Annotated in this window: 4 protein-coding genes and 3 pseudogenes; 2 read left to right on the top strand and 5 right to left on the bottom strand. The window is 48.7% G+C overall.

Features of this window, described 5'->3' with window-relative positions:
* Window positions 1-468: 468 nt before the first annotated feature.
* The 4 genes from DW083_RS04590 to DW083_RS04575 all read right to left on the bottom strand — a co-directional run bounded on the left by DW083_RS04590 (window position 469) and on the right by DW083_RS04575 (window position 3,033).
* Window positions 469-687 carry a hypothetical protein gene (locus DW083_RS04590; protein ID WP_115498396.1) on the bottom strand — a complete coding sequence of 73 codons (219 nt, stop codon included), beginning with the start codon at window positions 685-687 and terminating at the stop codon, window positions 469-471.
* Complete coding sequence (locus tag DW083_RS04585; protein WP_122331589.1) at window positions 684-1,172, bottom strand: DUF3990 domain-containing protein; 489 nt, start codon at window positions 1,170-1,172, stop codon at window positions 684-686. The genes DW083_RS04590 and DW083_RS04585 overlap by 4 nt, the downstream gene beginning before the upstream one ends.
* Window positions 1,169-1,393 (bottom strand): DUF3791 domain-containing protein, encoded by a 225-nt coding sequence (locus tag DW083_RS04580; protein WP_115498398.1) that lies wholly within the window; start codon window positions 1,391-1,393, stop codon window positions 1,169-1,171. Before DW083_RS04580 ends, DW083_RS04585 begins: the two co-directional genes overlap by 4 nt.
* Window positions 1,394-1,458: 65 nt before the next feature.
* Window positions 1,459-3,033 (bottom strand): beta-N-acetylhexosaminidase, encoded by a 1,575-nt coding sequence (locus DW083_RS04575; RefSeq protein WP_115498399.1) that lies wholly within the window; start codon window positions 3,031-3,033, stop codon window positions 1,459-1,461.
* A 71-nt stretch (window positions 3,034-3,104) separates the two neighbouring features.
* On the opposite strand from DW083_RS04575, the pseudogene DW083_RS04570 reads away from it, so the two are divergent.
* Window positions 3,105-4,714: pseudogene (locus tag DW083_RS04570) on the top strand (dipeptidase).
* Between the two features lie 38 nt (window positions 4,715-4,752).
* Window positions 4,753-5,924: pseudogene (locus tag DW083_RS04565) on the top strand (aminopeptidase C).
* Window positions 5,925-6,016: 92 nt separating this feature from the next.
* Here DW083_RS04565 and DW083_RS04560 read toward each other — a convergent pair.
* A pseudogene (locus tag DW083_RS04560) lies at window positions 6,017-9,012 on the bottom strand (glycoside hydrolase family 2 TIM barrel-domain containing protein).
* Window positions 9,013-9,076: the final 64 nt, after the last annotated feature.

The following is a 9,076-nucleotide window of genomic DNA, read 5'->3' as shown; positions in this document are numbered from 1 at the left end:
ACTATCCTTTTTTCAAAGGGTCTTGATTTAAATGGATAAGCATAAATCTATATATTTCTTTGCTTACGTGACAAAGGAAGGCCTTATATTTGACGTAAACAAATAAAAAACAATCTATTTTTATAAATATTGAATTTTCGGAGCTTTTAGACCGTAAATGCAGGTGTATTATCAGCTTTTACCGAAATACAGATGTAACAACTTCGCTTTCGTATCAACTTCCAAGCCTGTACAAGCCTGTTATAGTAGCGATAGATATTCCAAGAAAGTGAATGAAGTTCCCCCCCCAGAAATATCGGGTGAGCCAAAAAAGGGGCAAAATAGGGGGATTTTCTTTATGAAAACCTTACGGTCTGACTGACACAGGCACAGATTGCAGAATTGTTTTAGAAAAGAGAAAAGCGTTATTACGAAACATTTGAAAAATATATTCTCCAGCCAAGAACTGGAAGGGAATGTAGGAGCCCGTTACACCATTTTCCCTGTTGCCAGTTCTTTTTCAAGATATTCATACACATAGGCTGTACTTTGGGCATACAGTCCCGTTTCAAGATTAATAAGCCGAGTATATGTATCCGAGGTATAGAGTGCCTTGAGAGCCTCATTCATATCCATCTGATGTTCCTCCATAAGCAGCAACACAATTTCCTTGGAAATCTCCTCTATCATGAATGATTCTTTGGTCATACCTCACTTACTTTAGTTAAATAATGGACAGATTTTGGAGTACCGAAGAAGTACTGCATAGTCACACCTTTCATATATTTAAGTTCTTCAAGAAACTTGTCCATCTCTATCAGTCCGGATGTAAGACGACGTATCTGAAAGCCAACTGAATCATTTGCTATGGGACCGATAACGATATCATAACTATGCGAAGGTGTACGTGTACGATTCCGGCGATTCATCAATACAAACTCTGCCCATTCTTTGCTGTATTCCTGAAATTCGAGTACAGACAAACCCATATCACGCAAACTGTTCTCGTCAAATTTGTAAGTGTTCAGCGTAGGTGCTCCAATTCCCAATTGTTCGGTTTTTCTGACAGCCAACTCCAAGGCCTGTCCCTTATCTGCCGAAAGGTAGAAACCGCATCCAAAATCCTTGCCGACCTTAGAGATTGCAAGGTCTATCTCGGCGATGTCTGTATTAGAGCCATGATACAGAATCATACCAACGCTCCCCCTTTCCTGTGGCAATAGGCTGTAAGGTCTTCTATTACGTCTTCAAACGAGAGTGTATGCTCCACATTATAGAAACGGTTCACAAAATCGAGGCCTTTGAATCTCTCCAAATAGCGATATGCCTGTAATGTGTTAAGTGAATGGGCCGCGGCAAACTCACTTATAACGGCAATGATATATTCCACTTTATTTCTTACATTCGGATCCATTCTGTCTTCCTTTCTTGTCTTTCTGTTACGTCTAATGCAAAGATACACTTTTTTTTACAGAAACCTTACCCATTCTTCAACTCATCCTCCTTGTCCGGTGCACCGGGTTCGGGAGTGGTGTCGGGGGCGAAGGGGTTGAAATAGTAGATGCCTTTGGTATCGAGGTATTGCAGAAAGTAAGGAAGCTTCTGCATGAAGAGGCTGCATTCCTTTGACTTGGCCGGGGTCCAAGCGGATTCGGCTACGGCGACCAGACGGGGGAAAGTCATAAAGTCCAGACGCTTGGCATCGGCTACACGTTCGGTCCAGAGGGAGAACTGGAGGCCCATCAACTGGTCTTCGTAATCGCGTGTCAGGTGGATAATGGTTTCCGGGAAACGGCAGATATCCTCGACCGTGTTGTAACCACCCCATACACGGCCCACCTTATGAGCGCCGTACTGGATGAAGTCGGCATAGAACGGACGGCGCGGAGTCATAATCACACGGTAGCCGTTTTCGAGAGCTTTCACCAACTGATGTTTGCGGTCGTGGCGCCACCACATGATAACAGCTTTGTCAGGTGAAACGCCGGCGTCGATCATTTCATCCCAACCGATCATTGTCTTGCCTTTGGAGGCTACGATGTCGGCGGCACGGCGGATGAAGTAGTGTTCCAGGCCGACTTCGTTGCCCAAGTTCTTGTCTTTGATGAACTGCTGGATTTCGGGATCGGTGAACCAGCTCTGGTTACCGTAATGGACTTCGTCACCTCCGATATGGATATAGGGAGACGGGAAAAGAGCTACGATCTCGTCGAGTACGTTACTGATAAACTCGAACGTTTCATCCTTGCAGGGATGGAAAGTAAAGCCATTCCATTTACCTTCACCGCCGCCCGATACTTCGGGATAAGCGCGGCTGACGGAGGTGGCATGTCCCGGCATATCGAATTCGGGAACTACCATAATCTGGCGGTCGGCGGCATAGGCCACAATTTCTTTAATCTCGTCCTGGGTGTAGAACTGTGCCGGAGCTTTCGGATCATGCCAGTTGCCGATAGCGCCTACGCTGGTCAGCTTCGGGTAACGTTTGATCTCGATACGCCAGCCCGGTTCGTCGGTCAGATGCCAGTGGAAGACGTTCAGACGGAGAGACGCCATGATGTCCAGATATTGTTTCACTTTCTCTTTCCCGAAGAAGTGGCGGCTTTCGTCGAGCATGAAACCGCGCCAGCCGTAACGCGGCTGATCCTGTATCTTGCAGGCGCGTACACTGCCTTTACCGAAACGGGAGAGTTGCAACAGGGCTTCCTTGGCATAGAACAGTCCGGATTCGGAAGAGGCTTGCAACAGGATACTGCCGGGTTCAACAACGAGCGTATAGGCTTCATCGGCCATCTTCTGATCCGGGATCAGCTCCAGACGGATCGTCCCATTAGCAGGCGATGATTGCATACCGGCGTCTTTCAACTCGACCGGCAGGGCGGCAGCCAATTTATCGGCGTATCCGCCATTTCCTTGTATCTGGAGATTCTTTCCAATGGTGAACGAACCTTTGCCGTTCTGTACCTTTGCCGGCGTCGGGAACAAAGGTTGTTGTGCCATCGCAGGCAACACGAATAGAAGTAGTAATGTGCTTAAATAAATTAGTTTTCTCATGGCTTGTAATATTATTGGGCAAATATATATAAAATTTATATCTTTAGCCGCTGAACAAAAGAACAAAACTCATGAATAGACTTTTTATCCTTACGATCGCCTTTATCTGTTACTGTTGTAACCTGCTGGCCCAGGAAATCGAATACTCCCGGCCGGTCAATACTCCCGAAAGTTGTACAAGCATCATGGTCGGCAAGAAAGCCTCAGCCGATGGTTCGGTGATGACGAGCCACACGTGCGACGGAAACTACCGTACGTGGATGGAGATCGTCCCGGCTGCCCGGTATGACCGCGACACGACAGCCCAAATCTACAACGGACGCATGCACACCGAATACCCTGCCGACCGCACGAATGTGGAGTTGAAGGGGACAATTCCGGAAGCCCGTTCGACGTATCAGTTCCTGAACACCTCCTACCCTTGCCTCAACGAGAAGCAGTTAGGGATAGGCGAAACGACTATCTCCGGACGTAAGGAGATGCAGAACGAAAAAGGCATGTTCATGATCGAAGAGTTGGAAAAGATAGCTTTGCAACGTTGCACGACGGCACGTGAAGCGATCCGGTTAATCGGCCAATTGGTTGCCGAGTATGGATACGGGGATTCCGGAGAATGCCTGACGATTGCCGACCCCAACGAGGTGTGGCATTTCGAAGTGTTCGGCGAAGGGCCGGATAAGATCGGGGGCGTATGGGCGGCAGTCCGCATCCCGGACGACCATGTGGGGGTATCGGCCAATATCTCGCGTATCTCGACGCTCGACCTGAAAGACAAGGACAACTATATGGCTTCCGATAATGTATTCTCGGTGGCTAAAAAGATGGGATTCTGGGACGCAAGGAGCCGTTTAAGTTCTGGAAGGCCTATAGCGGAAGCAACTATTTCGGAGAACTGAAATCGTTCAGTGTCCGCGAGTATTTCATCCTGAATGCGCTTGCTCCTTCGCTCAACCTGTCGTACGACTCGGAAGAGCTTCCGATCAGCGTAAAGCCTGACAAACCGGTTGCCGTTTCGGATGTGATGGCCTTGCTCCGGCAGACATATGAAGGAACGGACTGGGATATGACGAAAAACCTGAAAGTGGCTGTCAGAAACCGGGAAACAAAAGAAATGGATACGATTGTCAGTCCGGCTGCCAATCCCTGGATGGGAACGGATATGCTGAATATGCTGAACAGTGTGAAGGAAGGAACGGTGACACGCAATCGCCTGGTGGCTGTCCCGCAATGTTCTTACTCGCATGTGATACAGCTTCGTAGTTGGCTGCCGGATGCAGTGGGCGGCGTCGCCTGGCTGTCGTTCGACAATCCGGGACAGAGTCCGCGTATTCCGATCTTTGCCGGGACAACGCAGCTTCCTGTTTCTTTCGGTATATGCGGACAACACCGCCACAGGGAAGATGCCATCGTATGGAAATACCGGACGGCTAACAAGTTGGCAACAGTCCGTTGGGGATTAACGAAAGACAAAATCAACGGAGCAGTCGCTCATTTCGAGGAGAAAGGGCTGTCCGAACTGCCTTTCGTGGAAAGCCGCTACAAAGAGTTACAGGGCACGAAAGGGGAAGAGGCTGCACGCGCATTCCTGACCGGCTACACGGCGGACTTCGCAGGGGCTACGATCCTTCGCTGGCAGGAGATGGCGGACGAGTTCTGGGGGATGTTTGCGAGAGGATTTTGAGAATTGAGAATTGAAAATTGAAAATTAAATTATATATCATGAAAAGACTTATTTTATCTTGTGTACTGGCGCTTTCTGCTTCGGCGATGTTTGGCCAGGGGTATCAGTTTACAGAGGTGGTGAAGGTTCCCGCTACTCCGGTAAAGAACCAGGCAGCAACAGGCACCTGTTGGTGTTTTGCCACTACTTCGTTTATGGAATCGGAGCTGCTCCGTATGGGTAAGGGGACGTACGATCTTTCGGAGATGTTCATTGTCCGCCAGAAATATATGAACCAGTTGCAGGACAACTACCTGCGTCGCGGGGAAGGGAACATCGGACAAGGCAGCCTCTCGCATACCTTTATGAATGCATACCGCCAGGTTGGGATCGTTCCGGAAGAGGTTTACACGGGTATCAACTACGATTCGGACCGGCATAACCACGGCGAAATGGTTCGTTTCATGCATGCTCTCGCCGACGTGGCTGTCAAGGCGAAACAACGCAGCCCGGAATATGACAAGCTGATCGAAAACCTGTTCGACACCTATTTAGGCAAGCTGCCGGAAAAGTTCACCTACAAGGGAAAGGAATATACGCCGAAGTCGTTTGCCGAATCATTAGGCTGAATATGGACGATTATATCGAACTGACAAGTTTCACGCACCATCCGTACTATGTGAAGTTCGACGTGGAAGTGCCCGACAATTGGGAACATTCCCTGATGTACAACCTGCCGCTCGACGAGATGATGGAAACGGTGGACTATGCCCTGAACAACGGCTATACGGTCTGCTGGGACGGTGACGTAAGCGAGAAGGGTTTCTCTTTCACGAACGGTGTCGCCATTAATCCGGAAGTGAAGAAAGTGGAAGATTTATCCGGTACGGACCGCGCCCGTTTCGAGAAATTAGGCGAGAAGGAACGCCTGGAAGAGGTCTTCAAGTTCGAACATCCTTATCCGGAAATCAACGTGACTCCGGAAGTACGCCAGGCAGGCTTCGAATCGTTCGTGACAACCGACGACCACCTAATGCATGTGACCGGTATCACCAAGGACCAGAACGGCACAAAATACTACATCACCAAGAACTCATGGGGCACCGACCGCAACAAGTTCGGCGGCTACCTCAATATGTCCGAAAGCTTCGTCCGCGCTAAAACCATCTATGTGATGGTTCATAAGGATGCAATACCAAAGGCTACTAAGGCTAAGTTGGGGATTAAGTAGCAACATTGCTGCAATCATGCACGCTGACACAATCTGTAATCATCCGCTCTATTAATGTCATCAGCGTGCCATGATATTACTTTTGAAACTTTTCAAAACACAATCTTCATCTCACCATAACAAGGCACAGCCTCCTGCGTCTTACAATAATTTCCCCAGGCTATTTCCGGGTAATCCCAGCGATTATTAATGTAAAACATCAACTGTCCGTCACCCCTTTTAGAGGCGCGGCAAGCCAGCGAAGCATCCGGTGAGCAAACCGTAAGCCCAACCTTTTCGCCCGTAGAGGAAAGTGTATAGCGATAGATATTTTCTTTCATGCCCTTTGCCATTTGGGTTAATGGGCGGTCACAGTTGGCACCCGCATCTGCCCAATAATAGTAGTTATGCGTATCAGACGACCAGGGTTGACCGGGATTCTCGCCATATTGTACTGACTTCGGATTATAAAGAGATGTTTTCCCCGTATTACCGGCAAAAGCATCTTCAGGATAATAGCTCCACATACCTTCACGCTGCCATTGCAGATAATCCAGGCATTCGGGCAGATAGAAAGACAAACCGGTTTCACGAAGATAGCCATTCGGCTGTCCCACTACCGTATAACTGACATTCATCTCACCATGAGGGGATATCCGGATCAGAATATCCGTTAACACGTCCTTATACGAACCAGCGAGAGCGACTTCCACAGTTCCCTCTTTTCTGGTATAAGTAAAGCTCTGTTTCTTCCAGTCGTTATCCGAAGTCAGAAACTTTCGGGCGCTTTTGCGAACTTCCGCTCCGGTCAGGTGGTTCAGGTTGATATCGAGATGCAGGAACGGGCCTTTCTCGATAAAAACCTGCCCTTTGGATGTAGCGTTACAGATCAGACCGGTTTCTTTGGAGAACGGAATCTCGAAGTCCATACCTTTTACACAAATCTGTCCGGGTGTCTCTTCTACCTGCAATTGGGCGGATACGGGAGACATCTGCTGCGAGACATCCCCATACGAATCACCGCCTAACGATACCTGCTCGGCATCCAGCAATTCACCGGTTGCCGTATAGAAACGAACCAGCAAGGGCTCTCCCTTTTCCCAAGCCTCGGCAGGGATTACCAAGAGTCCCTTTTGATGAGGAGCGACGGAAGGAGCGGCAAGCTCTTTTTCTAAACCTTTATAGGTATAACGTATCCGTATCTCGTTCAGATCGGTATGATCAAAACGGTTATAAACAGGAAGGAATAAACGCTGGCCGGAGGTAAAAGAGGGGATTTCGGTCACCATCAGGCGAACCGGGGAATAGGCTTTCTTGGTGGCCCAGAACTCCGGTTTCTCACGGCGCCAGATATCCACAATTCCCCATTCGCCATAGCCGACACATTTCCCCTGATAATCCTCCGGCTTGGCGGTATGGGCAAACTCTTTCCAGAATGCAGTACCGACTTTCGGTTCAGGAAGCATAAAAGTTTCATCCACATATCCCCAAATGGCACCTCCCAGACCACCGGGAGCTTCAAACAAGCCACTCCACATCTTCTCGAGAGAATGCCCCCAGAACTCACGGATATTCGGATCTTCCTGTAAGGTCTCATACGTGTAACAGGCCGGATGCGCCCACTCATCGAACAGGGCAGGTATCCCTTCTCCCTGAAAGCCTTGAGTCGTGCGGTTCCACTGATTCAGGTTACCGTTTACATCCTGATAGTGCATACTCAGAATATCGTAGACCGGCTTTTTCTCTCCTACCGATCCGGGATAACTGAAAATGACAGGACGAGTCTTATCCGTCGCCTTCACCCAGTCCCAGGACTGCTGGAAATTGGCACCATAGACGCTTTCATTTCCGATAGACCAAAAGAGAATGGAGGGATGGGAACGGAATGATTTCACCATCTCACGACATTGCGACAGGTAACGGGGAGCAAACTCTACACTATCCTGCGTCCTACCCGGCGCATAATTTTTCTGACGGTAAGTGTCGACAAAACATACGGCGGTTTCACTCTCTACATAGATGCCATAGCGATCGCAATATTCCAGAAAACGCTCCGTAGGAGGATAATGCGAGGTACGAACAAAATTCATATTAGAACGCTTAAACAAGATCACATCGAGACTATCCAGCTCTGCTGTAGTCGTACGCCCTAACGTCGGATGGATATCATGGCGGCAAGCGCCCCTCAATTTGACAGGCATACCGTTCACCAGCATACGGTCTTTCTCGATCTTCACGTCACGGAAACCGATACGGCGTTCAAAGCTGCCAATCTCTTTCCCGTCTTTTCGCAAGCTGACAGCCAGTTTATAGAGGCTCGGATGTTCGGCATCCCATTTCAAAGGACGCTCCACTGTTAGTTCGTTTATATTCTCACCCTTTTTTAAGGGAAATAAGGATCGGGATAACGGATATGTTTTCCCGTCAGGAGCGGTCAGTGTATAAGAGACTTCCACTCCATCCGGCTCGAGAGCGACATAGCCGACCTTCAAGACAGCATCCTGAAAGGCCGTATCGAGATGCGTTTCCGCATAGAAGTCGTACAGGCAGGTTTCAGGCAAAGCGAACAAGGTCACATCGCGCAAGATTCCTCCGATCGATGGTGTGCATAACCGGATGCATACGAAATATCGTCTATCCGATCCGTTACCTCCAGGCGTATCTCATTCTTTTTTCCAGGACGGACAAAAGTTGTTATATCCGTTTCCCAGCGGGTAAAGCCTCCATGATGTTCACGGACAAAAGTACCGTTCACGAAAAGACGGGCGTGGCTGTAGACACCGTCGAAACGCAGGATCGTATGTTTACCGGCATAATCAGCCGGAACGATGAACGACTTCCGGTATATAAACGGCTTGTCATGTTCAATGGCATATCCCTGCATGGCCGGTTCTCCCGGTACCTGTATAGGGGTCCATTTGCTATCCGGGGAATAACGGAACTGCCAGGTTCCGCTTAACAGGATAGCGGGGGTTTTGACTCCGGCCAATTCTTGCAGGACGGGATAGGACGCCTCATCCGGAAGCCTTTCAGCCTTAGCAAAAGTCGTTGGAACGGAAAGCAGAAAGCTGCAACCGATAGCGAATAATGTTGTCTTTATGTGTTTCATTTGTCTTGTTTAATTACCTCCAAAAATAATAAAGCCTTTTTGTTTGTTTTTCTGTTTACAAAGA

Source organism: Parabacteroides sp. AF48-14 (assembly GCF_003477465.1).
GTDB classification, from domain to species: Bacteria; Bacteroidota; Bacteroidia; order Bacteroidales; family Tannerellaceae; genus Parabacteroides; species Parabacteroides acidifaciens.
The sequence above is the reverse complement of the archived record's forward strand: the minus strand, read 5'-3'. Positions and strand labels throughout refer to the sequence as shown.